Source organism: Priestia sp. J2 (assembly GCF_020790095.1).
Classification (GTDB): Bacteria; Bacillota; Bacilli; order Bacillales; family Bacillaceae_H; genus Priestia; species Priestia zanthoxyli.
The window spans coordinates 4,098,817-4,123,777 of record NZ_CP086208.1; the positions used below are offsets into that span (position 1 = coordinate 4,098,817).

General features: G+C 38.2%; 32 protein-coding genes. 5 read left to right on the forward strand and 27 right to left on the reverse strand.

Annotation, left to right across the window (positions count from 1 at the left end; translation table 11 throughout):
* The 8 genes from ftsL to LJY09_RS21200 form a co-directional block, all read right to left on the reverse strand.
* Positions 1 to 360, reverse strand: a complete 360-nt coding sequence (ftsL, locus tag LJY09_RS21165) for a cell division protein FtsL (RefSeq protein WP_028410764.1) — start codon at positions 358 to 360, stop codon at positions 1 to 3.
* Positions 361 to 393: 33 nt separating this feature from the next.
* Positions 394 to 1,329, reverse strand: coding sequence for a 16S rRNA (cytosine(1402)-N(4))-methyltransferase RsmH (rsmH, locus tag LJY09_RS21170; protein WP_028411477.1), 936 nt, complete (start codon positions 1,327 to 1,329; stop codon positions 394 to 396).
* Positions 1,330 to 1,663: 334 nt separating this feature from the next.
* Entirely contained in the window at positions 1,664 to 3,289 is a 1,626-nt protein-coding gene (bshC, locus tag LJY09_RS21175; RefSeq protein WP_028411478.1) for a bacillithiol biosynthesis cysteine-adding enzyme BshC, read from the reverse strand.
* A gap of 90 nt (positions 3,290 to 3,379) precedes the next feature.
* The gene (locus tag LJY09_RS21180; protein ID WP_013058968.1) at positions 3,380 to 3,763 is read right to left on the reverse strand and encodes a DUF3397 domain-containing protein; all 384 of its coding nucleotides are present in this window, start codon (positions 3,761 to 3,763) and stop codon (positions 3,380 to 3,382) included.
* A gap of 1 nt (position 3,764) precedes the next feature.
* Positions 3,765 to 4,646, reverse strand: coding sequence for a 2-dehydropantoate 2-reductase (locus LJY09_RS21185; protein ID WP_028411479.1), 882 nt, complete (start codon positions 4,644 to 4,646; stop codon positions 3,765 to 3,767).
* Positions 4,647 to 4,804: 158 nt separating this feature from the next.
* Entirely contained in the window at positions 4,805 to 6,346 is a 1,542-nt protein-coding gene (locus LJY09_RS21190) for an acyl-CoA carboxylase subunit beta (protein WP_154973126.1), read from the reverse strand.
* 19 nt (positions 6,347 to 6,365) lie between these two features.
* The gene (locus LJY09_RS21195; RefSeq protein WP_033579761.1) at positions 6,366 to 6,578 is read right to left on the reverse strand and encodes a biotin/lipoyl-containing protein; all 213 of its coding nucleotides are present in this window, start codon (positions 6,576 to 6,578) and stop codon (positions 6,366 to 6,368) included.
* The gene (locus LJY09_RS21200) at positions 6,575 to 7,927 is read right to left on the reverse strand and encodes an acetyl-CoA carboxylase biotin carboxylase subunit (RefSeq protein WP_033579760.1); all 1,353 of its coding nucleotides are present in this window, start codon (positions 7,925 to 7,927) and stop codon (positions 6,575 to 6,577) included. Before LJY09_RS21200 ends, LJY09_RS21195 begins: the two co-directional genes overlap by 4 nt.
* Positions 7,928 to 8,240: 313 nt before the next feature.
* Here LJY09_RS21200 and LJY09_RS21205 point away from each other — a divergent pair, with 313 nt between their 5' ends.
* Entirely contained in the window at positions 8,241 to 8,711 is a 471-nt protein-coding gene (locus LJY09_RS21205) for an N-acetyltransferase (RefSeq protein WP_013058973.1), read from the forward strand.
* 81 nt (positions 8,712 to 8,792) lie between these two features.
* On the opposite strand, the gene LJY09_RS21210 is transcribed toward LJY09_RS21205, so the two are convergent.
* The 4 genes from LJY09_RS21210 to LJY09_RS21225 form a co-directional block, all read right to left on the reverse strand.
* Entirely contained in the window at positions 8,793 to 9,395 is a 603-nt protein-coding gene (locus LJY09_RS21210) for an RsfA family transcriptional regulator (RefSeq protein ID WP_028411482.1), read from the reverse strand.
* A gap of 178 nt (positions 9,396 to 9,573) precedes the next feature.
* Positions 9,574 to 10,341, reverse strand: coding sequence for an enoyl-CoA hydratase/isomerase family protein (locus LJY09_RS21215; protein ID WP_155017492.1), 768 nt, complete (start codon positions 10,339 to 10,341; stop codon positions 9,574 to 9,576).
* A gap of 169 nt (positions 10,342 to 10,510) precedes the next feature.
* Positions 10,511 to 10,684: a 50S ribosomal protein L32 gene (rpmF, locus tag LJY09_RS21220; RefSeq protein WP_013058976.1), complete on the reverse strand. Its 174-nt coding sequence runs from the start codon at positions 10,682 to 10,684 to the stop codon at positions 10,511 to 10,513.
* Positions 10,685 to 10,749: 65 nt separating this feature from the next.
* Positions 10,750 to 11,268, reverse strand: a complete 519-nt coding sequence (locus tag LJY09_RS21225; protein WP_014458367.1) for a YceD family protein — start codon at positions 11,266 to 11,268, stop codon at positions 10,750 to 10,752.
* A gap of 179 nt (positions 11,269 to 11,447) precedes the next feature.
* Here LJY09_RS21225 and LJY09_RS21230 point away from each other — a divergent pair, with 179 nt between their 5' ends.
* Positions 11,448 to 12,647, forward strand: a complete 1,200-nt coding sequence (locus tag LJY09_RS21230; RefSeq protein WP_154973124.1) for a nucleotidyltransferase — start codon at positions 11,448 to 11,450, stop codon at positions 12,645 to 12,647.
* 27 nt (positions 12,648 to 12,674) lie between these two features.
* On the opposite strand, the gene LJY09_RS21235 is transcribed toward LJY09_RS21230, so the two are convergent.
* Both LJY09_RS21235 and LJY09_RS21240 read right to left on the reverse strand, forming a co-directional pair.
* Positions 12,675 to 13,691 (reverse strand): SepM family pheromone-processing serine protease, encoded by a 1,017-nt coding sequence (locus LJY09_RS21235; RefSeq protein WP_308012705.1) that lies wholly within the window; start codon positions 13,689 to 13,691, stop codon positions 12,675 to 12,677.
* The gene (locus LJY09_RS21240) at positions 13,681 to 14,478 is read right to left on the reverse strand and encodes a patatin-like phospholipase family protein (RefSeq protein ID WP_028411486.1); all 798 of its coding nucleotides are present in this window, start codon (positions 14,476 to 14,478) and stop codon (positions 13,681 to 13,683) included. Before LJY09_RS21240 ends, LJY09_RS21235 begins: the two co-directional genes overlap by 11 nt.
* Before the next feature lie 466 nt (positions 14,479 to 14,944).
* Between LJY09_RS21240 and ylbJ the strand changes: the two genes are divergently transcribed.
* Positions 14,945 to 16,153 carry a sporulation integral membrane protein YlbJ gene (ylbJ, locus tag LJY09_RS21245; protein WP_028411487.1) on the forward strand — a complete coding sequence of 403 codons (1,209 nt, stop codon included), beginning with the start codon at positions 14,945 to 14,947 and terminating at the stop codon, positions 16,151 to 16,153.
* Between the two features lie 58 nt (positions 16,154 to 16,211).
* Here the strand turns inward: ylbJ and coaD are convergent, their stop codons facing one another.
* Together coaD and rsmD are read right to left on the reverse strand one after the other, a co-directional pair.
* A complete protein-coding gene (coaD, locus tag LJY09_RS21250) occupies positions 16,212 to 16,706 on the reverse strand; it encodes a pantetheine-phosphate adenylyltransferase (RefSeq protein ID WP_013058982.1) in 495 nt (164 codons plus the stop codon).
* Between the two features lie 35 nt (positions 16,707 to 16,741).
* Positions 16,742 to 17,311 carry a 16S rRNA (guanine(966)-N(2))-methyltransferase RsmD gene (gene rsmD, locus LJY09_RS21255; RefSeq protein WP_028411488.1) on the reverse strand — a complete coding sequence of 190 codons (570 nt, stop codon included), beginning with the start codon at positions 17,309 to 17,311 and terminating at the stop codon, positions 16,742 to 16,744.
* Positions 17,312 to 17,900: 589 nt separating this feature from the next.
* Here rsmD and LJY09_RS21260 point away from each other — a divergent pair.
* Positions 17,901 to 18,287, forward strand: coding sequence for a DUF7147 family protein (locus LJY09_RS21260; RefSeq protein ID WP_013084871.1), 387 nt, complete (start codon positions 17,901 to 17,903; stop codon positions 18,285 to 18,287).
* A gap of 74 nt (positions 18,288 to 18,361) precedes the next feature.
* On the opposite strand, the gene LJY09_RS21265 is transcribed toward LJY09_RS21260, so the two are convergent.
* Positions 18,362 to 18,637 (reverse strand): YlbG family protein, encoded by a 276-nt coding sequence (locus tag LJY09_RS21265; RefSeq protein WP_013058985.1) that lies wholly within the window; start codon positions 18,635 to 18,637, stop codon positions 18,362 to 18,364.
* Between the two features lie 77 nt (positions 18,638 to 18,714).
* Between LJY09_RS21265 and LJY09_RS21270 the strand changes: the two genes are divergently transcribed.
* Positions 18,715 to 19,029, forward strand: coding sequence for a hypothetical protein (locus LJY09_RS21270; protein ID WP_028411489.1), 315 nt, complete (start codon positions 18,715 to 18,717; stop codon positions 19,027 to 19,029).
* A 5-nt stretch (positions 19,030 to 19,034) separates the two neighbouring features.
* Here LJY09_RS21270 and LJY09_RS21275 read toward each other — a convergent pair whose 3' ends face one another.
* The 10 genes from LJY09_RS21275 to LJY09_RS21320 all read right to left on the reverse strand — a co-directional run bounded on the left by LJY09_RS21275 (position 19,035) and on the right by LJY09_RS21320 (position 24,907).
* Positions 19,035 to 19,481, reverse strand: a complete 447-nt coding sequence (locus LJY09_RS21275) for a YlbF/YmcA family competence regulator (protein ID WP_228307420.1) — start codon at positions 19,479 to 19,481, stop codon at positions 19,035 to 19,037.
* A gap of 100 nt (positions 19,482 to 19,581) precedes the next feature.
* A complete protein-coding gene (locus LJY09_RS21280) occupies positions 19,582 to 19,968 on the reverse strand; it encodes a carbohydrate-binding protein (protein ID WP_099000467.1) in 387 nt (128 codons plus the stop codon).
* Between the two features lie 99 nt (positions 19,969 to 20,067).
* Positions 20,068 to 20,304 carry a YlbE-like family protein gene (locus tag LJY09_RS21285; RefSeq protein ID WP_013058988.1) on the reverse strand — a complete coding sequence of 79 codons (237 nt, stop codon included), beginning with the start codon at positions 20,302 to 20,304 and terminating at the stop codon, positions 20,068 to 20,070.
* 5 nt (positions 20,305 to 20,309) lie between these two features.
* Positions 20,310 to 20,720: a YlbD family protein gene (locus LJY09_RS21290; protein ID WP_013058989.1), complete on the reverse strand. Its 411-nt coding sequence runs from the start codon at positions 20,718 to 20,720 to the stop codon at positions 20,310 to 20,312.
* 82 nt (positions 20,721 to 20,802) lie between these two features.
* Positions 20,803 to 21,390 carry a lipoprotein heptaprenylglyceryl N-acetyltransferase LhaT gene (locus LJY09_RS21295; protein WP_028411492.1) on the reverse strand — a complete coding sequence of 196 codons (588 nt, stop codon included), beginning with the start codon at positions 21,388 to 21,390 and terminating at the stop codon, positions 20,803 to 20,805.
* A 134-nt stretch (positions 21,391 to 21,524) separates the two neighbouring features.
* Positions 21,525 to 22,292, reverse strand: a complete 768-nt coding sequence (locus LJY09_RS21300) for a menaquinol-cytochrome c reductase cytochrome b/c subunit (RefSeq protein WP_028411493.1) — start codon at positions 22,290 to 22,292, stop codon at positions 21,525 to 21,527.
* Between the two features lie 110 nt (positions 22,293 to 22,402).
* The gene (gene qcrB / locus LJY09_RS21305) at positions 22,403 to 23,077 is read right to left on the reverse strand and encodes a menaquinol-cytochrome c reductase cytochrome b subunit (RefSeq protein WP_013058992.1); all 675 of its coding nucleotides are present in this window, start codon (positions 23,075 to 23,077) and stop codon (positions 22,403 to 22,405) included.
* Between the two features lie 3 nt (positions 23,078 to 23,080).
* On the reverse strand, positions 23,081 to 23,581 hold the full coding sequence (locus LJY09_RS21310; RefSeq protein ID WP_013058993.1) for a QcrA and Rieske domain-containing protein: 501 nt from the start codon (positions 23,579 to 23,581) through the stop codon (positions 23,081 to 23,083).
* Positions 23,582 to 23,785: 204 nt separating this feature from the next.
* A complete protein-coding gene (locus LJY09_RS21315; protein WP_028411494.1) occupies positions 23,786 to 24,244 on the reverse strand; it encodes a YpiF family protein in 459 nt (152 codons plus the stop codon).
* Positions 24,245 to 24,361: 117 nt separating this feature from the next.
* Positions 24,362 to 24,907 carry a ReoY family proteolytic degradation factor gene (locus LJY09_RS21320; protein WP_013058996.1) on the reverse strand — a complete coding sequence of 182 codons (546 nt, stop codon included), beginning with the start codon at positions 24,905 to 24,907 and terminating at the stop codon, positions 24,362 to 24,364.
* Positions 24,908 to 24,961 lie beyond the last annotated feature (54 nt).

Genomic DNA, 24,961 nt, shown 5'->3' on the forward strand with positions numbered 1-24,961 from the left:
TTAATCGTTAACGACTTTTACGTTATTTTCATTCAATTTTAGTCCAAGTTCTTTTGCTTTTGTCCAAATACGATCGTATGCACTTAACTCTGTTACCTGTAATTTTAACTCATTGTTTTTTGCTTCTTGCTTGTCAATCTTTCCATCGAGTGATTGCACTTCTTCACTGATGCTATAAAGCGAAGATTGATTTGAAATGATTTGGACAGACCCAAACAGCATGAGTGCGACAAACCCAGAATACACAATCTTTTCACCAACCGTGATTTTTCTTTTTGTCTTTCGAACAACTTGACGTACCGTCTTTTGCTGCTTTTGCTGCTGGTCTTGCTCTCTTACTTTGTATGCTGCATTGTTCATTCTCGTCCCCTCCTCTTTGATTAAACCCTTTTATTAGACTAATTTCTCAACAATTCGAAGCTTTGCGGAACGCGCGCGCTTATTTTCTTCTACCTCTTCTTCTGAAGGTAAAATAGGTTTTCTTGTAATGACTTTCATTTTAGGTTTAAATTCTTCTGGAATAACCGGCAGTCCATGAGGAAGCTGCGGAACCGTGCTTGCATTTTTAAACGCTACTTTACAAATTCGGTCTTCAAGTGAATGGAAGGTAATAACACTTACACGTCCACCTTTTTTGATTACATCCATGGCCTGTTCAATTGCATCTTCAAATACTTGAAGCTCATCATTTACAGCAATTCGAATAGCCTGGAAAATCCGTTTTGCCGGATGTCCACCCGTTCGTCTAGCTGGCGCTGGAATACCATCTTTAATAAGATCAACCAGCTCTAGCGTTGTTTCAATTGGTTTAGACTCTCGATATGCCTCAATTTTGCGGGCAATTTGTTTCGAAAACTTTTCTTCTCCGTATTGGAAAAAGATTTTTACAAGTTTTTCATAAGGCCATTCATTTACTACGTTGTACGCAGAAAACTTTGAGTTTTGATCCATGCGCATATCAAGCGGGGCCTCATGATGAAAGCTGAACCCTCGCTCTGGTGTATCCAACTGAGGAGACGAGACGCCTAGGTCGAACAATACTCCATCTACTTCTTCAATTCCATGTTTCATTAGCTGCTCTTTTAAATAGCGAAAATTACTTTTGATTAGAATAACTCTGTCTAGATACGGGGCTAATTTTTCTTTTGCATTTTCAAGAGCAACATCGTCTTGATCAAACGCAATTAATTTCCCTTTTTCTGATAGCTGTTTTACGATATATTCACTATGACCTGCTCCGCCAAGCGTGCAGTCGACATATACTCCATCCGGCTTAATATTTAAGCCTTCCGCTGCTTCTTTAAGCAAAACAGTTGTGTGATTAAACATTATGACACCTACTTCTTTCTAAACTACTTAGTTATGTATACAAAAAGCAAAAAACGGTGTTTTTCTTTGATATATATACACGTTTATATTATATATCAAAGTTCAACATTATTTCAGCTATTTATATAAGAATTAAGTAGAATTTTGTCTTTTTGTCACAAATAGTGTCATTTTGTTAAAAGTAGGACATATTCGTAGAATAAAATGTAAGGAATATAAGGTTTTTTTGTGTAATTAGAAATAAATACCTTATAAGGATCCAATTGGCTGACATTCACCTTGTAAACTTGTTCTCTTTTCCAAAATAAAAATCCTGCTTTTCAGCAGGATTTTATTAGACATAACAGACTTTTAACTGGTGATTTAATTCGACTTCAGCACTTAGTAAATCTGACACAAATTGCATACCATAGCCGTTTAAATAATACATAATATTCCACATGCGTTCTTGTGGAGCATTGTAGGGACGAAGAGCAAGTTCAATTTGAGCATATTTTGAATGCTTCACATCGTGCTTAATGAGCTGTTTGGATTCGACAATCTTTTGAATGGTTTCAAACTGTTTTTGAATAATCGCTCGATTTTTAAGCATGACTTCATCAAATGTTTTGTCTTCTTTTTGAATATTTTCACGAAGAGTTTTATGAATTTTTTCAAAATCTTCTTTCGCTTTTTCAAAATACATTTCGTACGGGTTGTGAACTTCTGTCTTAAGCCAGTGCTCCCTCTCTGCATCTACGCCTTTGTTAATGACATTCGAAAGGTCTAACTGAAGTTCATCCATATACTTCTCGATATGTCTTTCTACGATTGCATAGGATAACCTCGGAACCACGGGAGGCATTTTAAAGCTAAATAAAGAAAATGCTTTTTCAAGCTCTGCCCAATACGCTACTTCCCCTGGACCTGCAATAAACGCAAGGGTAGGAAGTAAGTACTCCTGCATAAGGGGTCTAGTCACAACGTTATTACTAAGAAGCTCTGGCGTTTGTTTAGCAATTTGAACCAGCTCTTCTTTAGACAGCGCGAGTTCATTTTGCTTTCCAACAAACTGCTCTTGCTCTGTGTCTCTTTCTAAAAGTACTCTGTTTTCGTTGTGTGAATAAAAGAGATGGGCCGTTTCTTCTCCCACTTCAATCATTCGTCCGTATTGTTTTTGAATCTCTGTTTGCTGTTCCATAACGGCTGACGATAATTTGTCATTTTGTTCAATTAACGTCACAAAGAAAGAAGATTCAATGCTGCGCACTTCTCTAGAAGCTGCATCCATTAAAATAAGACCTGACTCTGCAAACAATGTGGTAACCAAATGAGCAAAGAAATCGACATAGGTACGTGATTTATCTAACGCCTCTAAAACAAAGTGTAACACCTGATTTGTATGCGCCGTTTCGTTAAACGTTTGAAAAACATCACGAACCCAGCTTCTACAGGCTTCATGATCTAATTCGATTTGAGAAACCATTTGCTTTTTCTTTAAAGAATGCTTTAACGTTTTCTTTAAAAGCTGGTTTTTATGCTCTGTGTATACATGGTTGATCTCAGCAAAATCATGATCTTCTCCAGCAATCCAAAATACCGGAAGCACGGGCACGTTTAGAGCTGCCTCTTGTTGTTTAGCTAGCAGCACAATTGAAATCACTTTATGAATGGTGTACAAAGGACCCGTAAGCAGCCCCGCTTGCTGACCTCCAACGACCACTACGCTGTTAGGATCTTTTAGCTTTTCAATATTTTCAATCGTCTTAGAAGATGCTCCGTAGCGCTTATTAAAATCAAGCAGATACTCAGCAAGCTGTTCTCTTGGATAAGACTGCTTTTGAACGTCCGCTAAACGTTTTTCATATACGTCTTTTTCGTGTATATTATAATGAAAAAAGGAAAGTGCTTGCTTTTCACCTTTTATGTAATCGTTCGTTAGTTTGTTTCCCGCCTTTAAAGAGACGTCTGTAATCTCCATGAAAGAACTTCCTTTCTTTTCCTAATACTTATATTCTCTACATATAGCTTCATTATCCATAATGTAACTGCTCACGTCTAGTAACATGCTTTACAGAGAGGAAATACGAAAAGCGATTCCACCTATATTTAACACAATATGTGCAATAAGAAACAAAACGAAATTCATCCGAAAGAACCCTTTCGCAATAAGCTTCATTTCTAAGTCATGTTTGACTTTCCAATGTACAAACATCATAATCATTGCCACAACTAAAAGGACTAACGCAATCAACCACAAAAAAGAGTGCCCAAAAATTTCCACAGCTGCATAATGCACGGACAAAATAAGAAAAACCGTAGTAATGTACGTTGCTATGTGGACAGATTTCCTTTTATTTTTCGTCAGTTTGCGTAAAAGCATGTATAGAATAAAAAAACCGACGAGCGGCAGAGTGACAAACGTCGCAAAAACGCCAGCAATAAAACTTCCCATGTTACTCACCCTTTTCTTCTTCGATTCCTTTTATTGACCTATATAAAAAGTCAACAATAGGCGTCGACGTTCTTTTTTCAGCAGCTTGTGTTTGGATATAACCTAAGATAGCATCAATCTCGGTTTGCCGCCCCTCCTGTATATCTTTTAGCATAGAAGATTGATTTGTACTCGTGCGCGAACAAACCCCCAGCGCATTTTCCCAATAATTAAAAGCTGAATCCAGTTTTAACACATCTGCAATCTCTTCATACAATAGACGCATCGTTTTATAAAAGTAGCTGTTGTGAATCAGCTGCCCATTTTTCACGCGATACAGCGCCGTAAGAGGATTAATGAGCGCATTTACAACTAATTTCTTCACCAGCATCGCATACCAATCTTTTTCAATTACCCAAGGAAAATTCACAATCGGTAAGATAGACTCCATTTCTCCTCTGTACGAAGCAATACGGGTTGTTCCTATTCCTGTATGATGGACGCTATCCATATTTGTACGCATTGCCCCATGTTCAACTGTACCCAAATAGAGAGTGCGCTGCGGGAGGTTTTTGAGAATTTCAATATGGCTCATACCGTTTTGGATAAACAAAAGGGGAGTATGTATAGTAAGGGTTTTAATAAAAGGAATAATCTCTTTTAAATGATACTGTTTTACAGTAATAATGATTAAATCTGCTTCTTTTATGTTTTTTTCCAGAGGGATAGCACTGACTTTTTTCGTGTGATGTTCCCCTTGTCTATGTAAGGTAATTCCATTTTCGTTAATACACTTTGCTTGAGTTGGTGTTTTCGTGTACAAGGTTACATCATAACAATCTGATAAATACGCGCTAAACAACAGACCTAATGATCCGCCTCCAATAATACCTATAGTTTTCATCGTATTTTTTGTTCCTCTTTCTATTATTGAGTTTCATTTTAGCAAAAAAATGCTTTGAATTAAATGCATTCTTTAAATTTTACCTATTCATATAGCCCGTGTGATTAAAAATCACCGGGCTTATTGTAAATTATTTAGAGTGATCCCGTTTTTTTCTATTATACGGGATACACCGGATGTTTACGACGGCTAAAGGTCACATTCTTTGTTTCATATAATCGAAAGCGGTCAATTAACGTTCGACGCAGTTCGTTAGCAGGAACGATGTCGTCAATAATAAGTTCAGATGCCAGCGTATAGATATCGATGTGTTCTTTATACTCTTGCTGTTTCTGTTTAACAAACATGAACCGCTCTTTCGGATCTTCAATTTCATTAATTTTATTAGAATAGACGGCATTTACTGCAGCTTCAGGACCCATTACGGCAATTTGAGCAGTAGGCAATGCAATGCAGCAATCTGGTTCAAAAGCCGGACCAGCCATAGCGTAAAGCCCTGCGCCATAAGCTTTACGCATGACTACGGAAATTTTAGGAACTGTAGCTGAACTCATCGCTGCAATTAATTTGGCTCCATGTCTAATGATGCCAGCTCTTTCTACTTTGGTTCCAATCATAAATCCAGGCACGTCAGCTAAAAACAGCAAAGGAATATGGAATGCATCGCACAATTGAATAAATTTTGCGCCTTTATCTGCTGAATCTACAAACAGCACTCCCCCTTTAACTTTTGGCTGATTAGCAACAATCCCTACTACTTTTCCATCTATTCGTGCAAGCCCTGTTACCAATTCGGCGGCAAACAGTTTTTTTATTTCAAAAAAGCTCCCCTCGTCAATAAGGGTATCAATTGCTTCATAGATATCAAATGGAACATTTTGATTCTCCGGAATTAGTTCTACTAAATCTTTTGTCTGCTTAGGCTCTTTAGCTTTTTGTACTTTAGGCTTTTCTTGATAGTTTTGTGGAAAGTACGTTAAATAAGATTTGGCATACGAAATAGCTTCTTCTTCAGAATAAGCCAGCACATCCCCGCACCCGCTAACGCTGCAGTGCATATGCGCTCCTCCCATTTCTTCTAGCGTAACCTTTTCTCCAATAACGGCTTCGGCCATACGCGGCGACCCTAAGTACATAGAAGCGTTTCCATCTACCATCACAACAATATCACAAAATGCAGGGATATAAGCCCCTCCAGCTGCTGACGGACCGAAAAGCAAACAAATTTGAGGAATGACGCCGGAAAGTTTTACTTGATTGTGAAAGATCCTTCCAGCTCCTCGGCGGTTTGGAAACATATCTAATTGATCCGTAATACGCGCTCCAGCAGAATCCACTAGGTACAGTAAAGGCACATGCAGTTTTTCTGCAACTTCTTGAATCCGAATAATTTTTTCTACTGTTCTAGCTCCCCAAGACCCTGCTTTTACAGTAGAATCATTAGCCATTACACAAACCGTTTCACCGTTTACTTTTCCAATCGCAGTTACAACACCGTCTGCCGGCAACCCTTCGGCTTTATTATTTGCAAACATGCCGTCTTCTTCATATTTCCCGTCATCGAATAAAAGGGCTAAACGATCTCTTACAAAAAGCTTCTGTTGTTTTGCAAGTTTCTCTTTATACTTCTCGGCGTTGCCACGCTCTACTTTTTGACGATTTTCATCATATTTTTTCTGAGATTCACCTGTATGTATCATGATATCTCCCCTTTATGAGTTATGAAATAGTCACCAAAACGTCGCCTTCGTTCACAAAATCCCCCACGGCTATATGGACAGTCTCTGCAATACCAGCTTGATCGCTTTCAATAGGAATTTCCATTTTCATAGATTCTAATACAACAACAACTTCTCCTTTAGTTACACTTGCTCCTTGCTGAACAAACACATTAAATACCATGCCTGCCATTGTCGCTTTGATTTCACTCATTGTGGTGCTCCTCCTTTATTTAATACTGTTGATAATAACGATGTGTTATAGGTGCCCTTTTCATATAACTCTTCATTTAACAACTGCTTAAATAGAGGAATATTTGTTTTGATTCCCTCTACAACAGCTTCTGTAAAATATGATTTAGCTAGTTCAATTGCATTTGAACGCGTACGACCAGTAATGATAACCTTTGCAATCATTGGATCATAAAAAGGTGTAACCGCATTCATATCACTGTAGCCGCTATCTACGCGCGCGTAGGTTCGCTCCGGCAAGTGATAACCCGTAATTTTCCCCGGAGCCGGTAAAAAAGTAAACGGATCTTCTGCATAAATTCGAAATTCAATGGCGTAGTTATTTGCTGCTATTTCCTCTTGCATACGAGGAAGCTTTTCACCGCGCGCAGCTAAGATCTGCCACTTAACTAAATCGACCCCTGCAATTTGCTCGGTGATCGGATGCTCAACTTGCAGCCGCGTGTTCATTTCAAGAAAATAAAAATTTTCGTCTTCATCCACGATAAACTCCACCGTACCCGCATTATAATAGCCGATTGCTTTAGCCGCTTGAACGGCTTGGTTTTGCATGGCTTGTCGCGTACTTTCTTTTAAAGAAAGCGCAGGGGCTTCTTCAATCACTTTTTGATTTCTTCTTTGTACAGAACAATCGCGTTCAAAAAGATGAACGACATTACCATGCTGATCTCCAAAGACCTGTACCTCGATATGTTTTGCGTTTGTGATAAGCTTTTCAATAAACATTCCTTCATGACCAAAATATGCTTTTGCTCTTGCTTTTGTTGAGGCATATACCTGTTTTACTGCTTCTTCGTTATCGCAGCGCACCATCCCAATTCCTCCGCCGCCTCCGCTTGCTTTTAACATAACGGGATATCCAATTACCCCCGCTACTTTACAAGCCTCTTCAACCGACGTCACATCACCTTCGCTGCCGGGGACAACAGGTACACCCGCTTCTTTCATCGCAGCGCGGGCAGCAATTTTGTCGCCCATCATCGAAATGATTTCGGGAGAAGGACCGATAAAACAAAAACCTTCATCAATCGCTCTTTTAGCAAATGCACTATTTTCCGATAAAAATCCATATCCAGGATGAATGGCGTCTACTTTTTCTTCATGACTAATTCTAAGCAGCTCTTCCACATTCAAATATGACTTTTGCACAGGAGGCTCTCCAATTCGACGTGCTTTTGTAGCCGCTTGAACATAAGGAAGTTCTGCATCTGCATCGGAATAGACAGCCACCGTTTCAATGCCCATTTGTTTGCATGTATGAATAATACGAAGAGCAATTTCTCCTCGATTTGCAATCAGTATTTTTTTCACCTTTCTCTCCCCTTTCCTCAAATTTCTACTTTCCCCCATATAATTCTACAATAATTTTAAAACTCCTCTACAATTTTTGAAAACGCTTTCTATTTGAATTCTGTTTCCCTTTTGCCTCCTTTCTAAAAAGTGATGTTTATAGTAATGTATTCTTCGTATTTAACCGAAAGAATTCATTTTTCTTTGTGCGCATTGAATATTCGTTCACCAATCACGAAAACAGAATATTTTGTATTTTTGTTATATAATATTAGATGAACGAACCAATCCAGTTCGTTCATCTAGCAAGGAGACATAACAAGGGGGATATGGGATGAATTACGAAGTGAAGCATTTAAAAATTAATTTTAAAACGCTAGAAGAGTTCAAGAAATTCAAAGAATATGGCATTCAAGAACTTTCAATGCTAGAAGAATTACATGCCAAGATTTCCGATAATGAAATAAATTCTCCGTTTTACGGCATTTATTTTGGAAATAGCTTAGTGGCTCGCATGAGTCTCTATAAACGAAACAAACAGTACGATCAATATTTCGAGCCGCCTCAAACGTATATTGAAGTGTGGAAACTTGAAGTGCTCAGCGATTTTCAGCGCAAAGGATTAGGTCAAACGCTCGTTGAATATGCCAAATCCTTTCAATTACCTATCAAAACAAGCCCGCGAGTAAAATCGAGTGATTTTTGGTCAAAAATGGGGTTCGTACCTGTAACGTATGATATCGATCGTGATTTGGGAGAAAACCCTCTTATTTGGCTACCAAACGGTGTAAGCGAACAAAAATAAACAGCTGATTTCCAGCTGTTTATTTTATATCTATGTGGTATATATGATTAACATGAAGTAGGGAGCATTCAAGCTATCGCTTTACTTTTGAACTTTTTCTAAATTTAAATTTTTATCCACTTGAAATTTCACTTTTCTACTTTTTTCATCCTCTTTTAATACAACCATTTTACGAGCCCTCTCCATAATTTCAATAAGAGCTTTATAGTCATCTTCCACAATTAACAAATTGTTTTGCAAAGCTTTTTTTTCTTTTTCCAAAATCGTTACTTTCTCTTGTAAACGTTCAATCTTTTGCTGCAGTTCTTCATTAGCTTCGAGAAGCTCCGACGAGTGTTTTTGCCCTTGATCTACATTTTCTAAATACTTAATTACCTCATTAAGCGAAATATGTTTCTCTGCTTCCATATATGATAAGCGTGCAGGCTGCTCGTCGTCTTTTGAAACAGTTCTTGCTTTTAATTCTTTTCTCTGTTTTTTCGCAAGGTCAATACCAGTCTTGTATTGTTTGCGCACAAAAGAATTCCAGCGGAAGCCACAAGCTGCTGATGTTCGTGTAAGTTTCTTCCCCACTTCTTCAAATGCAGCTAGCTGAGTGCCACCTTCACGTATATGACGCAGTACAATTTCTGCGAGTAATAAATCTTCATCATGAGTCCATGCATCTTGACGAGAAGAAGTCATTTTTCTATCCCTCCTTATCCGTACTTATTAAATGAATATGCACCTACTAGATAAGATAGACTATTGTTCCTCTTCTCAATCAAGAAAATCTTTCATATACTTTGAAGCAAAATGGGAAACCCGTGATTCTTTCATCTTTTGCTTATTAACTATATTGCTATGGAAATGCAGTTCATAACTATGTTTTTTTAACGATGACCTTTTGAACCGCTTCTTCATGCTCAGGCGATTCCCACAATATCGAACAGCGATGAATTTCTTGTTCCATTCGATTCCAAACCTGGCTTTGCTCCCATTTCTCAATAGCGATTTCTTTGTAAGCTTGCAATACTTGGGTCGATTTATGAGTAATAGGAGCTAACCACTCCTCACACCTCATAGTTAGCTCTTTAAACGACGTAACATAGGAAAGAAATCCAATTTGCTTTGCTCGTTCTACTCCATACAGCTGAGCACTGTAGATCATTTCCATCGCTTCTTGATACCGCAGCTTTTCAAGAAGAATGGTTCCGCCTCCCCAGCCTGTTGTAATTCCTAAATTCCCTTGAATAAAGCCCATTTCGCTATGTGTTGCACTTATACGGAAGTCACATGCAATCGCAAGCTCACATCCCCCCCCAACCGATGTTCCATTCAAAAGGGCAACTGTTGGTTTTGGGAGCGTTAAAATTTCATAAAGAATTCTCCCCATTTTCGTTAACATTTGAGACGCCTCTTTCGAAGTCTTTAGCTCATGAAATACGCTTAAATCTCCTCCACTGCAAAATGCGTCTGAACCAGCACCTGTAATTACAAAAGCTTTTACTAACTGATTATGTTTCACATAATCTACAGCTTGCTGCAGTTCATTCATCACATCATAATCAATAGCATTACGCTTTTCAGGGCGATTAATCACAAATGTAGCAATGCCTTGGCTTGTAGTAAACAGCTCGCTTTTTTTCATGCTTTTTCCTCCTTATGAACAAGGTATGAATCCTTTTACAACAGTAATTGTTTATTTAAAAAGAGTTCTTGTTCTATAAGAAAAATCCTTCTCTTCCAAAGGGCAGAGAAGGAAAAAAGGCAAAAAAAATAAAAGACCCTTTAAGAGGGTCTTTTATTTAAATAAGCAATTATTTGCTTACTACGTCATTTCCTTTGTAAGTACCACAAGCTTTACATACGCGGTGTGATAGTTTCATTTCACCACAATTTGGGCACTCTACCATACCAGGAACTTGTAATTTAAAGTGCGTACGACGCGTTCTTTTCTTCATTTTAGATGTTCTTCTAAAAGGTACAGCCATTATTCCCACCTCCTTAAAAGAATTTTAAAATCATATGAAGGCCCGAAAGCCGGATCTTCGCATTTTTATTTCTTTTTGTCTTTAAAGAAATTTTCGAGTACGGCTAAGCGGGGATCTACTTTTTCCTGCTGTTCTTCTTCGGTAACAACTTCCCAGTCTTTTCCTGACTGTGGAGCTGCTCCTGCCGCTTGCTGATTTTCACTAAATACCTGCAGAGGAATTTCAACAATAATTAACTCTTGAATCAAAGGTTGTAAATCAACCGTTTCTCCCTCTACAATGCGTACTTCAGCATCTTCTTCATAATCAGCATTCACATTCAATAAAAACGTTTCAGTTGCGTTAATTTCAAACGGATACGGAACGTCAACTAATGTACGAGCACAAGGCAACGTCATTTCTCCTGAAATTTTAAGGTGAAACGTTACTTTCGAAGAGCTAATGTCGGCTCTTCCTTTCACGTTTACATCTGACATTCTACGAATTTGAGGATCAGCATTCATAAACTCTTTGCCGTCAATCACTTCGTCAAATGTTAGACCTTTATTTTGCAACTGATACAATTGATGTATTGTCCATTTCATTGTTAATCACCTCAAGGCAACAAAGGTTATTATAGCTTTCACAAGATTATTTGTCAATATTTTTTCTTTACACTATAATGTACTTAAATATGCTTTTTTGTAAAAATTTCTTACTTTCATAAAAAAATGTTTTTAAAACAAAGAGCTAGACTAAAAATAATAAATTAAAAGGAGACATTATGCAAGCAGTTGGAATAATTGTCGAATATAATCCTTTTCATAACGGACACGCTTATCATTTGCAGCAAGCCAAACAACAAACCGGAGCAGATTGTGTGATTGCTGTGATGAGCGGGCACTTTTTGCAGCGCGGAGAGCCTGCTCTTGTATCGAAATGGTCCCGCACAAGAATGGCTTTAGCCGCTGGTGCAGACTTAGTCGTTGAATTACCCTATGCTTTTTCTACTCAAAAAGCTGAAACATTCGCAAGCGGCGCTATTTCTATTTTGGAATCCCTTCACGCTGACTTTGTATGCTTTGGCAGCGAAAATGGCAATATTGACTCATTTACCCGCACCGCTGATTTGCTCGAAGCTCATGAATCAGAACTATCCGCTTTAATTCAACAAGAGATGAAAAAAGGAAACAGTTATCCAAAATCAGCTTCCAATGCTTTCTTACAGCTTTTCACGGAGGCTCCTATTGATCTATCTCAGCCAAATAATGTGCTTGGAATGAGCTATGTAGCTGCCATAAAAAAACAGCATGCATCTATTAAACCATATACAATCACTCGAATTCAATCACATTATCACGATGATTCCCTGTCTTCCTCTTTTATTTCAAGCGCTACAAGCATACGTAAAGCTATTTTTGACAGCAGCAGCCATGGGGACCTGGGCAAGCATATGCCAGTTAGTACAGCAAACGAATTAGCAGCTTACAAACAAGCACACGGACAGTTTCATCATTGGGAGCACTATTTCCCATTTTTGAAATACAAACTATTAACTACTCCACTTTATGACTTACAGCGTATTTATGAAATAGAAGAAGGTATTGAACATCGACTGCTATCTTATATTTCTTCATCTACTTCATTTGAAGATTTTTTAACAAATGTTAAAACGAAGCGATATACGAGAACCCGTTTACAGCGCATGTGCGTTCACCTTTTAACCAATACAACAAAAAGTGAGATGCAACAAGCTGATCCTTATATTCGCTTATTGGGAATGTCAAAGACCGGACAAGCCTATTTAAAAACAATTAAGAAAAAGCTGTCCCTTCCTATTGTATCCACTGTATCGCAATGTAAACTGAAAGAAATTGATACCGATATTAAAGCGACACATGTTTATAGTATGCCGTTTCAGGAGCCTCTGCGCTCTCAGTTTATGAAACAAGAATATACGCAGCCTCCTATCATTTGGCCATAAAAAAATCGTCTGCAAGAGACGATTTTTTTATGGTTTCAGCTTTTCTAAATAGGTTACGGCATCCGAAAATGAATCTACGGGTACAATTTTCATATCACTGTTTATTTTTTTGGCTGTCTTCACTGCTTCTCGGTAGTTAGAGCCAGCAGCCCCTTTTTCATTTGGTGCAAAGAAAATCTCTGCTCCTTCTTTATCTGCGGCTACAATCTTTTGTGAAATACCTCCGATTGGTCCTACCTCTCCTTTATCATTGATAGTCCCTGTACCTGCAACGCGGTGGCCTTTTGTCATGTCCTCTTTAACAAGCTGATTATAGATTTCAAGTGAGAACATCAGTCCCGCTGAAGGCCCTCCTATTTTTTCAGTATCAATATGTATATCGGGCTTGACTTTTAATTCTTGGTTCGTTTCTAAGGCAATTCCTAGGCCTACTCGTTTCGGCTCGTCAGGAAATGCTTTAACTTTTAGAGTACGTTTGCTTTCTTTGCCATCTCTTTTCACATAAATTGATACTGAATCTCCTGCTTTTTTAGTCGATACGTAGTTGATTAAGTCCTCAGCAGTTTGAATTTTTTTCTCATCTACTTTTGTCACGACATCTCCAACATGAAGTTTTCCATGTGCAGGCATATTTTCTACAACATATGTAACATATACGCCTTTATTGTGGTAGGAAACGCTCTTTCCAGCTGCTTCATATGCTACTGAAATAGCGGCATTTTTTGACGTATCCATCATATGTAATTGCCTTGTCGAGTAATCTTCATCGCTTTCACCCTGCTGCAAAATTTGCTTTGTAGGGAAAATTTCATGAAAGTCCTGTATTTTCGCAAGACCATATGAAAGAGGAGTTGCTCTGCCCATTCTTACAGTTGTAAGCATAAACGTCCCTTTTTCATGGTATCCATCTTCTACCTTAATAATAGGCGCAAGTTCTTCTGCCATTCCAGGCTTTGTAATGTAGTACGGCAATGGATAAAAACAAAGCATTGCCACCACTGCAATAACAGCCAAATATACCAAAATTCTAATTCTAGATTTCACTTTTTTTGTTCTCCTTCCAATGATCAATTGCTTGTAGAATAGAAGGCAACTGCTCATGTGCTGCTTGTTCACCAATTGACATCATTTCTTGAATGTTTGTAAATGCTCTGGAACTAAAAGTATCGAGATTAGGACGAATCATAACGTCTGAAGCAATAGTTCGATGAGCTACTAGCTCATCTTGCAAAATATCTAAACTTTGCATAATGACATCAAAAATGGAGCTGATTTCTGCATTCACTTTCGCTTTTGATACATCGACTCCAATGACAATATCAGATCCCATCTCTTTTACAACCGATACAGGAATACGATCCACTACCCCGCCGTCTACAAGCAATCGCCCATCAATTACTTCGGGAGCAAAGATTCCTGGAATTGAAATACTTGCTCTCACCGCTTCAGCGATAGGTCCTTTTTTAAACACCACTTTCTCTCCTGTTTTCAAATCTGTCGCTACAATGGCAAACGGTATAGATAACTGTTCAATGTTTCTATTTTGCGTAAAAGTGCGAACCAACGACTTTACTCTGTTGCCCGTAATAAATCCCATTTTTGGTACGGTAAAATCCAAATAATACTTTCGTTTGAACGTTAGCGCCATTTTATAAAGAGTTGCCAGTTCAATACCCGACGCATATAGTGCACCAACTAAAGCTCCCATGCTGCTGCCAGCTAGAAAATCAATAGGAATGTTATTTTCTGTTAGCGCTTTGATTACTCCTAAATGTGCAAAACCTCTAGCTCCACCTGAGCCTAACGCAACTCCTATTTTTGGGCTTTCCACTTTACCTGCCCCCTCGTTTTACCTTATAGACTTCTAAAAATGTAAAAACTTTTGATGAGCTTCTCTATCATTGTTGCCCTGTCTTCAATAGGACTATTCTTCATTTTCTATTTGTTCATTTTGTATGAAGCTAAAGATATGTTTTGCTCAATCAACGGTGGTTATTAAGCATTATACTATACTGAAGGTTGTTTTAAGAAATTCTTACTCTTCTCTTGCTGCGTATACGTTTTTTTACTCCTTGACTATTCTAGAAGTGCATTGATTTATGTATATGAATTGTATTTCCAAATGTGACAAGACGCCTTTTTATTCAGTATGAATTTATTTTCTCCTTACACATAGGCATAAAGTCGATGCATAGCTTCGTATATTGATATATAGAAGAACTTGTACATTTGCCTAAAACTCCTCATTTCATTACTATCAAAATGACGTGAGCTTAGAAAAGGAGATGAATCGTTCGTTGAATAAATCGATGGTGAAAACACTTCTGCTCGGGACGAGCGTAACACTTCTCGCTATTGCGCTTATTGTATATCCAAAAGAAGCGCTAGAAGGTTCAGTAAGAGGTCTCAACACATGGTGGAAGGTCGTCTTTCCTTCTCTGCTGCCCTTTTTTATTGTTTCAGAAATGCTTATTGGGTTTGGCGTAGTGAAGTTCATTGGGATCTTATTAGAGCCGTTTATGAGGCCTTTATTCCGAGTACCTGGAGTAGGGGGTTTTGCTTTAGCAATGGGCATGGCTTCTGGGTTTCCTTCAGGTGCAAAAATCACTTCCCGGCTGCGCCAAGAAAAACAGCTAACAGCTATTGAAGCTGAAAGACTCGTATCATTTACTAACTCATCTAACCCTATTTTTATTTTTGGAGCTGTGGCAGTTGGCTTTTTTCACAATCCAGCTGTCGGTATCATATTAGCTCTCTCTCATTACATAGGGAATATTTGTGTAGGACTGGTGATGCGGTTTTATGGATCAGCAAAACCTAAAGGACAAGTAATTCAAAAACCTTCTTTATCGTTAGCTTTTCACGAAATGCATAAAACGCGATTAAAAGATAAGCGTCCTATCGGGAAGCTTTTAGGAGATGCGGTTACTTCTGCAGTTCAATCTCTCTTAATGATTGGCGGTTTTATCATTTTATTTTCTGTATTAAACAAACTTTTATATGTGACTCATATCACGGCCGTTTTAAGCGGCGGTCTAGCTTATTTATTTTCCCTTTGTCATATAGGGACTGAGCTGAGCCTTCCCTTTATTTCGGGGCTTTTTGAAATTACGTTAGGAAGCCGCCTAGCAAGCGAAGCACCGGACACGCTGCTGTTTCATCAAATTATCATCGTTAGCTTTGTATTAGGCTTTAGCGGTTTCTCTGTTCAAGCACAAGTAGCTAGCATACTCGCCGAAACAGATATTCGATTTTTCCCGTTTTTTATTGCCCGAATTTTTCACGGCTGTTTTGCGGTAGTATTCACTATCTTTCTATGGGGTCCTCTTCGGGAATCCATTACTACTTTTCAAGCATCTGAAGGAGCACTGCCGGTTTTTTCTCACTTGGAGTCCGTTACGATTCTATCGCAGTGGCTAAACGTGTACGGCCCGCTCCTAACGATTTTTACGCTGTGCTGCTATATTTATATATATTCAAAACGAGCGTTTCTTCATCGTTCCTAGTAAAAAAAGAACGTGACGTTTTCTTATCGGCAAAGAAAACGTCACGTTCTTTTTTATCTTATTTTTGAGACAGCTGCTCAAATTTTTCTGCAAGCGCTTCTCTAACAGGGGGAGGAACTAATTCAGAAATATTCCCGCCATATTTAGCTACCTCTTTTACAATACTAGAACTTAAAAACGAGTATTGATTATTTGTCATCATAAATAACGTTTCGATTTCTTTATCTAATACGCGATTTACAGATGTGATTTGCATTTCGTACTCAAAATCTGATACTGCACGCAAACCTCTTAAAATGGTCTTTGCCTGCTTTTCTTTTGCATACTCCATTAATAATCCGCTGTACGACTCTACTACCACATTAGGAAGTGATTTTGTTACTTCTTTCAGCAAAGCTACTCGCTCTTCCCCTGTAAATAGAGGACTTTTTGAGGAGTTATTTAAAACAACCACATAAATCGTATCAAATACATTTGCGCCTCGTTTAATAATATCAAAATGTCCATTCGTAACTGGATCAAAGCTTCCTGGACAAACAGCTATACTGCCCATACGTATCCCCTTTCTACATCTAACAGCTCATTGATTTATTCAACTGATTCTTCTTTCTTGTATGTATAAATAGAAACACCAATGATACCGTACGTTTCGCTTTTTATTTTTTCAAATAAACCAACCTCATTATCTAAATGTACATCATGAGAATGCTCCGCTACAATAATTCCTGTTTTTGTCAGAAGGTTTTCTTCACTTACCGTTTCGATAAGCGCTTTCAACTTTTGTGCTTTATACGGTGGGTCAAGCAAAAGTAAATCGACAGTCAGCTCCCTTTTCTTTATCGCTTTCAGTGCACGCTCTGCATCATTTCGATACACTTCAGCGCGGTCTTCTAACCGACAGGATGCTAAGTTTGCTTTAATCGTCTGAATCGCTTTGCCATCCCGATCCACAAAAATGACTTTATCTATTCCTCGACTTAGAGCTTCAATTCCCAAGCCACCGCTTCCACCGAACAAATCAAGAGCTGTTCCACCTTCAAAAAACGGTCCAATCATATTAAAAATAGCTTCTTTCACCTTATCTGTTGTAGGGCGGGTTGAGTATCCTGGAACCGCCTTTAACGCATGGCCTTTATATAAACCTGCTACTACTCTCATCCTTATCACTACCTTACTTTTACTTCCTTATTCTTCATTATCCTAACATATTTTGAATTACAAAGACTAGCAAAAATCCTCAATTTATTCAATGCTGTATGCATTCTGTGCAATAACCCAGCAGCTTGCTTTTATGCTGGACTTTTACGACCGTCTCCTTAGATACACCTATGCAGATCATTCGGCATTTCGTTCATAAAAGATTTCCTTTACTTTAATATGTCATCATAAACGTAAATTTACCCTTTTTCTCTGTCATGTTATCAGTCTTTTATATTTTAAAAAGTGAATTTCACGAGACAGGTATATGAACGTTTAAAACGGACATACTGACTAGTAACAACATCATCTAACCGATGTTGTTGCCAACCGCGGAGAAGACTTACGTTTCCCCATAAGTTCTTCCTCCGGTTTCTCCTCTCCCTTTGCCTTCATCAAGGTGCTTGTAATCGCAGAGGTGATTACACCCCTTTATTGAAGGGCCCTACAATGAGTAGTTGTAGGGATTTTTTTATTTACTCCTAAAATATTCAGTGATACATTAAACTACGTGAGTTTGCTTTTTTAATACATAGAGGGGGAAATACATATGATTCAGCGTTTTATTGAGCTCGGAGAAGGGTATTCAGATATTTATGAGCTGTTAGAGATTGTCAAAAGCAACAAACATCGTCTTGCCCATCTTATTATGCTGCGAACAGTAAAAGAAGATCGACAAGTAGCTTCTTTTGTCGCTGTCTTGCATCCAACAGCTGAAGGGAATTTCCAACCGCTTTACGTTTGCCGAGAAGGAATTGTTTTAAAACAAAACGACAGCAAGCGCGTTGAGTTATTTAAACGAGCAGCTGAGGAAGCGGGAAAAGAAATTGTGGTACTCGATGTCAAACCATCTACTACCTTTCCAGAAACAGCACTATACTATCAGCACCTTATTGGCATTTTGCGAATGAACCGCTTTATTCCGCCAATGCAATAACCTCATCCCTGCCTATTCGTTTGCTAAGGCCAAGTAAAATAAAAAAAGGAATGTACATTACATTCCTTTTTTGTTTAAATTCCTATCTTATAGTCATATTCCTTCGCTTTATCCGGCTTTGAATTTTCGAATTCTGTTTTTAAAAACGGCCGATAAGAAGGATCTACTTTCTTCACAAAAGGTAGAGACTGAAGTTTATGGATTGTTTTTTCAATGCCATCTTGGTTGCAATATAAGACAACATACTTTAATTCTTTAGATACGTAATGTACATTTCCGTACTTTCGCAATGCTTTTGCTTGCTTAACAGAATGCACATACGCCACAATTCCTTGACGTTCAACAAACATATTTAGTTCCCCTTTTGCATACGTTATATTGGTTTTCTTTATCATAAATTCTTTTATATGAAGTAGGTGCTTTATGTATGAATTTAGATAATATCTGGATGCTCTTTCTTACTCATTTTAACGAGCACAGAGCTATTGAACAAGTCATTTTCAAAAAAATCACAAATATACCCTTTTTGTATATAAACACATCAATTGAGCGTAGAAAAATAGATGAGCTTCTAGAAGCTTCATCTATTTTTGCTACATCCAATACAAATGCTACGTGGCGCTCAAGTTTTGTCAGAAGTCAGCATCTTACTTATGTCTATCAGCACAGGTTTTACGTTCCACAGCGTAAAATGGCCTGCTGCGGAAATTCCTGTGCTGATTGCGTTCGATTTATACAGTGAACGGCTTATGCGCTGCACCCGCAGCTTCCACTAGATCCGCAGCCACCGCCGCAGCTGCTTCCCGTATCAAAAAACGGATTTCCCGTCGGTACTTTAACATGCTCTGAAACAGCTTGACCAAGGATAACGCTAATTTCATCAAGCAGTTTTTGCAATTCATTTTCTGCTTTTTTGAACGCAGCGATTGTCGCATGTAAATCAACTTGACGCTTTACATCACGTACTTGTCTCGTAATGGTTTTATAGTCAGGATGATATTTTCCAAATCGCTGAACATCCTCATACTGTTCCTTTATTTTCACAAATTGAGCAATTAATGCCTGTGCATGTGAATCTTTATTTAATCTATATAAACATTGACGATAGTTCTCGGCTACGTCTGATTGTAACACCATGTTCGCTACGTGATCAGACTCGTCGAGTAATTCAACAGTTCTCATTGTTGTCAGCATGGCTGTGCACCTCCGTTTTTATCTTATCACGTTTTGGATCTAAAGAAAAAGAACTTGCTAAAACAGCTTACACTGATTTACTACAAGTTCTACTTTTTAACTATATAATTTCAACCGTAAAGGTATTCCTCACTTGATAACTTTCTTCTTTAGATTTCATCAGTTCAATCGTAACAGTATGAGATCCTTTTGGAAGATCACTTAAAACAAAGGCTGCTTGCTTCATTTCTTTAAATGGTTTTCCATCTACTGTGATTTGAAGGAATCCACTCTCTGTTGAAAATGAAAACCCGCTTAGAATACATTCGACGTATACGTTCTGTCCTTTCACATGCTGGTGTACCATCAGTGAAGGTTTTGTATTCATTGCACCAAACGTTTCAGCTGCCCACGGTTGAGAGGAAGTTTTAGTCTCAGGTTTTGGTTTATCATGGTTGCATCCTAGCAGAGAAACTGCACATAAGGCCGTCGTTAATAGTAAGCGCATAATACCATTCCTTTATCATTCGTTTCTCCATAGTGTTTACAAACTCTTTGTTTTTACTCATGACGTGCAAAAATCTCTGCATCGCTATGTATGCAGAGATCATTGATTTTTCATGGATTGAAACATATGAAACATCATATTTGCCATTTGAATCGAATTCGAAAACTTTTCTACTTTATGAGGAATGGTTTGTTTGTAGTAGTGTTTGGATTCTAATTCAAATTTCTCCAGTTCTTCAGGGTTTCTAGATAAACGCCGGTACCACATTGGCTGTTCACGAACGAAGTCGTTGAGTTTAGGACGAGACTGCATATACTCGTATATATCCTTTCTCATTGCGCTTAATCTTTCCTAAAGCCAAATGGATTCCCTGGCCCGGAAGCTGCTCCTCCACCTGATGGCTTAGATGGTTGAAATTGTTGCAGTACTTGTTGAATATTCGAAATAGCGGAATTTACATTTGTGATATGATTTTGCATTTGATTCAAGTCCATGTTTTTTAGCGAGGATACAATTGTACCCATAATATCTTTTTTCTCCTCTGTGGCAGCAGCTGGTTCAGCCTTTGCACTTTCTTCTGAACGATATGCCTCCCACATTGGATCTTCTGCACCGAATAAATACCAATCTTCATAAAGCTCTTTCCACGTTTTTTGCTGCTTTCGAACCTGTTCTACTAATTTGGGATGTGATTTTACAAATTGTTTAAATTCCACAACGGACGGATGAAGCTCTCGTTTGGTTTCCTTCACAGTCACTCACCTCATACTTAAATATAGCCTACTATATCTTAGAAAAAGAGAGCTCGTTTCGTGCGCCTATTTCAAAAATTTTTTATAGCTGTTTTTTTGAAGAAGCACGAACTGTGAACCAGTATGTAATGAAAATAGATAAAATGCTTAGCCAAAATGTAAAATAACCAATTTCAGACATATACGCATTGAGCATGCTGTATCTTGGCATCATAGAAAAAACGTAATCAATGATATCATTATGTACGGCCCATACAGCGGCAACCGCTACATGCCATAACTTAATCCGGTAAAACGGTACGTATAAAAGCCCTTGAAAAGCCATTGCTGCATGAGAAGCCATTAACATAAGCATCATCCAATCAATGTATCCTGTTAACACATAGACCAATACATTCATTATAACGGCCCAAATCCCGTATTTAAACAGCGTGACCATGGCTAAAGCTTCAAATAGTGAAAAATGTTTTCCAAGTAAAAGACCGATAAGTACGATAACAAAAAACAAGCTTGCCGTTGGACTATCAGGTACAAATAATAAAAACTTCTTAGGTGTTTCCGCTAATTGACTCCCATACCAAATATATCCGTAGATTGTTCCTAGTATATTTACAATCAGCAAAAGCGTTAAAAAACGCTTATCTTTTAAGGTATACCATAACCAAGCCATTCAGAAAGTCTCCTTTACATTTAATCTCTTCTTTATTATGTACAGTTTTTGGACAATAGCAAGCACCTATCTCATTGATATAAACCACAACATTAAATAAATTCAAAAAAAACCAGCCTTTTGGCTGGTTTTCATTATTCTTTTCCTAAGTTTCCGACAAATTCCGAGAGCGTTTTCAATTCTTTATCTGAACCTTTGAAAACACCTTTTGGCATATTGCCTTTACCATTTTTTGCGATATTGGCGATTTCTTCAGGAGATAAATCAATTCCTGTTAAAGCCGGAGCCGCAGGGCCTCCCTGTAAATTATCACCATGACAGGTCAAGCACGTTTGCTTTTGCATAATTTTGTAGCCTTCTGAATTTTTGTCAATCGCTACTTCTTCTCTAATTTTCCCTTGCTCTTCACGTGCTTTCCAATCTACCTGTGTCGCTGACTGCCACGTTAGGAAAAAGACTGCTGCTATAGCCAGAAGCATGAATCCTGTCGCAAACGGTCTCTTAGCCGGTCTTCTTTCTGGTCCGCGATCAATGAAAGGAGCAAGCATTAATGCGCCAAATGCAATCCCAGGAATAATAAATGCACCTATAATATTATATGGACCAGAAGCAAATGAATATTTAAGCAATTGATATAGAAACAAAAAATACCAGTCGGGAAGAGGCAAGTACCCCGTATCAGTCGGATCGGCAATACGTTCAAGCGGAGATGGATGAGCGATGGTTAAACATAAATAACCAATTAAAAAAACTGCTCCTACCATCCATTCTTTTAGTAAAAAGTTTGGCCAGAATGCTTCTGTTTTCCCTGGAAATTCAGAGTAATCTTTTGGAATATTGGGTTTTCGTTCTGCAGGAACACGTGAATCTCCAACAAACTTCATCCCTTTACCACGATGCATGTTCTCCCTCCTTTTTCTCACTGTTCTAGTGAAAGTACTAACAACGGAGTATGTGCTTGATGCATATGATGACTAGTGTGATTGACTAATTGAATAAAGCGTATAAACTTTTATAGTGGTCCTGAAATTCCTTGTTTACGAATCATTAAGAAGTGGGCACCCATTAAGCCAAGCAGGGCTCCGGGTAAAAAGAATACGTGAATGGCGAAAAAGCGAGTTAGTGTTTGAGCACCAACGATGTCTGGATGTCCTGAGAGTAATGTCTTCACTTGCTGGCCTATAATTGGTGTGGATTCAGCAATTTGCAAACCTACTTTCGTTGCAAATAGCGCTTTCATATCCCACGGCAACAAATAACCTGTAAAACCTAAACCTAACATAACAAAGAAAATTAACACACCCACAATCCAGTTTAACTCGCGGGGTTTTTTGTATGCTCCTTGGAAGAAAACACGAAGTGTATGTAAAAACATCATGACGATAACCAAACTTGCTCCCCAGTGATGCATACCTCGAACAATTTGTCCGAAAGCGACTTCATTTTGCAGATAATAAACGGATTCCCATGCATTTTTTATATCTGGTACATAATACATGGTCAAAAACATGCCTGATAAAATTTGAATAACGGTAACAAAAAACGTTAATCCACCAAAACAATACACAAATGCTGAAAAGTGATGTGCAGGATTTACGTGTTCTGGCACTTCATGATCGGCCACATCTCGCCATAAAGGAGTAATATCTAGCCGTTCATCCACCCAGTCATAGATTTTATTCAACATTTTCTATGCCCCTCCTTGTGGTTTGGCTTTTCCTAGATATAACGTACCGCCTTTTACCTTTTGAACGTATACATCTAACGGTCCCATCGGTGGTGTCCCCGGTACATTTTTACCGCTTTTTTCATACATTCCCCCATGACAAGGGCAGTAGAAACGATGTGGATAGTTTTTGTCACCAGCCCAGTTAACCGTACAGCCTAAATGCTTACAAATTGGTGACAGCGCGACGATTTCACCTTTATCAGTTTTGTACACCCAAGCCGATCTTGGTTCTTCTGATTTATGCCACGCATCCACTTGCTTGATTTTAAAATCGACACGTTTCGGCTCTTTTGTAATGTCTTTAACCTGCGCTACAGCTACTAAATCCTGACCCGCTTCTTTTTCCAAAATTGGATCTACTGCAAAGCGCACCATTGGCATTAACATTCCAGCAGCCATAAATCCCCCTACACCAGTGAGCGTATAGTTTAAAAACTGTCGTCTTGATACCCGATCACCCATGCTTTTCCCCCCTTTAAAAAAGTTCAGTCCAGAGAATTTTGGACACATGATGGACCATTCTATTAAACTAGGACATAATCATGATATATTAATATTTCTGGAAGGTCAATACAATAAAAACCTAAAACATGGAAATAATCTTTATTTTTCTAAATTTTTCGTCATTATTTTGTTTGCGCTTCCATTGCTTATTCTACAGCCTTTTTAAACACTCCATTTCTCTACAAAAATCGGCAGGAGCTGTTGGACTTGTTCATGTATGAGCGTATACTTATGCGAGTCGTCTATATGCTCAAGCGGTAAAGCAGGTATCCAAATGCAGTGAGCCCCTATTTCTTTTTCATACTGCAGCCAATCTCGGTCGCTAGTAAGCACAAAAAGATGTTTGACTTCATTGTCATTTATATGCTCATTCCAACGAAGTAATGTTTCATAAACAGCAGCTACTCCATCTTTTTTTAAGTATGTAAAACTAGGTGTTAAAATCACTCTTCCTTTAAATTGTCTCTCTAACTCTTCAGTAAGAGCAGTCGTATATTCACTCATAGATGCAGTAAGCTTTAAATCTTCTCCGAAATCAATAGGAATGAGTGGAACCAATACGGTATCAACATAACTTTTGGATTGTAAATACACATCCATTTCCTTCGCCTGCAGCTTCAACTTTCTTCTCCTCTCAGCAAGCTTGCTAAGGCTTGTCTTATTTATTTTTCAAACTGAATAAGGAGATAAAAAAAGAGATTGACCTTTTTCTAAGAAGCTAGCCAATCTCTCGTTTATCTACTGTACATAATGGTTATTTAAATATTCGCTTAAGCGCTGAAATTCCTCTTTATCATTTTCATCTAATGCTTTATCAATTAGTTCCATGATTTTTGATCGTTGAAATTTCTGAATAGATTCTTCCAATATTTGCTCAGCTAATACTCTGTCTTTTTCATTTGTTTGATTAGCTTTTGGCATATACGGATTGTCTTCCAGTACAGCCACATATTGAGGCGATGAATACAACGATCGGAAGTTTAATTGAATATAAATGTCTTCTTCTCGATTCAAACGAATATCATGAAATGATTTTTCTGCATCGGTTGTCATGATATTTTCTTTATAAAAACGAAATGGAGGGTCTTCCACACAGTGCGTAGACATCACCATCCCGCGAGGACAAAACTGTGCTTGCTCAACGAAGTGAACTCGTTTCATCAATTGATCATGGCTCATCAAATAATTTAAAATCCATACACATTCTCTGCGCTTCAGCTGATAATTCGTTAAAAACCAGCGAACAAATTCTTTTTTCTCGTTGACAGTAACAGGGGTCGTCATATTCTCACTTCCCTCCTCTGTGTTTAAACTCTCAGTTAAAACACCTTTTACAGT

Excerpts from the sequence above, each read along its gene's own strand:
- LJY09_RS21190 (WP_154973126.1), bottom strand. The coding sequence starts at position 6,346 with ATGATACATACAGGTGAATCTCAGAAAAAATATGATGAAAATCGTCAA.
- ftsL (WP_028410764.1), bottom strand. The coding sequence starts at position 360 with ATGAACAATGCAGCATACAAAGTAAGAGAGCAAGACCAGCAGCAAAAG.
- LJY09_RS21230 (WP_154973124.1), top strand. The coding sequence starts at position 11,448 with ATGCAAGCAGTTGGAATAATTGTCGAATATAATCCTTTTCATAACGGA.
- LJY09_RS21270 (WP_028411489.1), top strand. The coding sequence starts at position 18,715 with ATGAATTTAGATAATATCTGGATGCTCTTTCTTACTCATTTTAACGAG.
- LJY09_RS21320 (WP_013058996.1), bottom strand. The coding sequence starts at position 24,907 with ATGACGACCCCTGTTACTGTCAACGAGAAAAAAGAATTTGTTCGCTGG.
- LJY09_RS21285 (WP_013058988.1), bottom strand. The coding sequence starts at position 20,304 with ATGAGAAAGGATATATACGAGTATATGCAGTCTCGTCCTAAACTCAAC.
- LJY09_RS21295 (WP_028411492.1), bottom strand. The coding sequence starts at position 21,390 with ATGGCTTGGTTATGGTATACCTTAAAAGATAAGCGTTTTTTAACGCTT.
- LJY09_RS21215 (WP_155017492.1), bottom strand. The coding sequence starts at position 10,341 with ATGAAAAAAAGCGAGCTGTTTACTACAAGCCAAGGCATTGCTACATTT.
- LJY09_RS21195 (WP_033579761.1), bottom strand. The coding sequence starts at position 6,578 with ATGAGTGAAATCAAAGCGACAATGGCAGGCATGGTATTTAATGTGTTT.
- qcrB (WP_013058992.1), bottom strand. The coding sequence starts at position 23,077 with ATGTTGAATAAAATCTATGACTGGGTGGATGAACGGCTAGATATTACT.
- rsmD (WP_028411488.1), bottom strand. The coding sequence starts at position 17,311 with ATGAGAGTAGTAGCAGGTTTATATAAAGGCCATGCGTTAAAGGCGGTT.
- LJY09_RS21185 (WP_028411479.1), bottom strand. The coding sequence starts at position 4,646 with ATGAAAACTATAGGTATTATTGGAGGCGGATCATTAGGTCTGTTGTTT.
- rsmH (WP_028411477.1), bottom strand. The coding sequence starts at position 1,329 with ATGTTTAATCACACAACTGTTTTGCTTAAAGAAGCAGCGGAAGGCTTA.
- LJY09_RS21180 (WP_013058968.1), bottom strand. The coding sequence starts at position 3,763 with ATGGGAAGTTTTATTGCTGGCGTTTTTGCGACGTTTGTCACTCTGCCG.
- LJY09_RS21210 (WP_028411482.1), bottom strand. The coding sequence starts at position 9,395 with ATGACTTCTTCTCGTCAAGATGCATGGACTCATGATGAAGATTTATTA.
- rpmF (WP_013058976.1), bottom strand. The coding sequence starts at position 10,684 with ATGGCTGTACCTTTTAGAAGAACATCTAAAATGAAGAAAAGAACGCGT.
- LJY09_RS21265 (WP_013058985.1), bottom strand. The coding sequence starts at position 18,637 with ATGTTTGTTGAACGTCAAGGAATTGTGGCGTATGTGCATTCTGTTAAG.
- LJY09_RS21310 (WP_013058993.1), bottom strand. The coding sequence starts at position 23,581 with ATGGGTGATCGGGTATCAAGACGACAGTTTTTAAACTATACGCTCACT.
- bshC (WP_028411478.1), bottom strand. The coding sequence starts at position 3,289 with ATGGAGATTACAGACGTCTCTTTAAAGGCGGGAAACAAACTAACGAAC.
- LJY09_RS21205 (WP_013058973.1), top strand. The coding sequence starts at position 8,241 with ATGAATTACGAAGTGAAGCATTTAAAAATTAATTTTAAAACGCTAGAA.
- LJY09_RS21280 (WP_099000467.1), bottom strand. The coding sequence starts at position 19,968 with ATGCGCTTACTATTAACGACGGCCTTATGTGCAGTTTCTCTGCTAGGA.
- LJY09_RS21260 (WP_013084871.1), top strand. The coding sequence starts at position 17,901 with ATGATTCAGCGTTTTATTGAGCTCGGAGAAGGGTATTCAGATATTTAT.
- LJY09_RS21275 (WP_228307420.1), bottom strand. The coding sequence starts at position 19,481 with ATGCTGACAACAATGAGAACTGTTGAATTACTCGACGAGTCTGATCAC.
- coaD (WP_013058982.1), bottom strand. The coding sequence starts at position 16,706 with ATGGGCAGTATAGCTGTTTGTCCAGGAAGCTTTGATCCAGTTACGAAT.
- LJY09_RS21300 (WP_028411493.1), bottom strand. The coding sequence starts at position 22,292 with ATGCATCGTGGTAAAGGGATGAAGTTTGTTGGAGATTCACGTGTTCCT.
- LJY09_RS21225 (WP_014458367.1), bottom strand. The coding sequence starts at position 11,268 with ATGAAATGGACAATACATCAATTGTATCAGTTGCAAAATAAAGGTCTA.